Here is a 1159-nt window from a genome sequence, read left to right on the forward strand (position 1 = left end):
GGGAGAGCGACTATCTGGGGTGTCAAGTTGCACTCGCGAACTCGTTGCGCGCATCGCGTGCTTTTGCATTGAGGATGACGAGGAGTTTTCTGGCGAGTGCGATGCGGATGAGCATTTTTGGCTTTCCCGCCTGTTGCAACCGTTGAGCGAAAGCTTTGAGATTGGGATCGAATTTGGCCACGATGGCTGCGACGATGAAGAGGATGCCACGCGGCCCGGCGCGTCCGCCGCGCACATGCCTGTTGCCGGTGCGCTTGCCGCTATCGTTGGCGAAGGGAGCGAGGCCTGCCAGCTTGGCGATGGCCTTGTTGGAGATGAGGCCGATCTCGGGCAGTTCGGCCATCAGGCGGGCGACGGTGCGTCCGGCCACGCCCTTCAGCGAACGAAAGGCCTGCTCCAGCCTGGCCCACAGCGGATCGTCATCGATCATCGAGGCAATCTCGCCTTCCAGGCGCCGTTGCTCGCGCTTGAGGAAGGCCAGCATCGCCTCGATGCTGGCGCATACCTCGGCGTCGCGTGCGGCACTTCTACGCTGCTTGTTGATGGTCGCATCGCCGACAATCTGGCAAAGCCGGCCAACCAACGCGGCAAGCCGCTGCTGGGCGGCGCTTGGCGGTGGCGTCGGCACAGTGTTCTTGACTGCGCCGTAGTGGGCGATGACAGCGGCGTCGATCCTGTCGGTCTTCTCAAGATAGCCCATCGCCTCGGCGAAACGGCGCACGCTCTTGGCATTGACCACGCCGCACGGCATGCCGTGCGTCCACAAGAGCATGAATCCCAGCCGTTCATAGCCGCCCGATGCCTCCATCACCGCAAGGGCTGCGTCATGGCTGCGGCAGAACAGCCAAAGAGCTGCGATCCCCGCCGCGTCGTTGGCGAAGCGCGCTGCCGCTCCGCCAGGCCAGACATGCGCGTCCAGCCAATCTTTCGAAACATCAACTCCACAAATAATCCTGTTCACGGTAACCTGCCTTGTGCGTACGGTTGGAACCAAGCGACTGTTCGGTCGTGCGTGATGAAGGCGAAGATCCCAAGCTCTCCCGCGGCTGTAACCTCAGGTGGTACGGGCGACTTCGCCAAGCCAAGGTCCGGGCGGCCACCCGGACCTTGGCTCAATCGCTCTAATCCCACGAAATCTCTCTCGTGTAGATACAAGGTG

Annotated in this window: 1 protein-coding gene; it reads right to left on the reverse strand. The window is 62.2% G+C overall.

The window, feature by feature from the left end; all coding sequences use genetic code 11:
• Window positions 1-22 precede the first annotated feature (22 nt).
• The gene (locus LB559_RS32790; RefSeq protein WP_224675902.1) at window positions 23-961 is read right to left on the reverse strand and encodes an IS110 family transposase; all 939 of its coding nucleotides are present in this window, start codon (window positions 959-961) and stop codon (window positions 23-25) included.
• Window positions 962-1159: the final 198 nt, after the last annotated feature.

This window comes from Mesorhizobium sp. BR1-1-3, from assembly GCF_020165455.1.
GTDB classification, from domain to species: domain Bacteria; phylum Pseudomonadota; class Alphaproteobacteria; order Rhizobiales; family Rhizobiaceae; genus Mesorhizobium; species Mesorhizobium ciceri.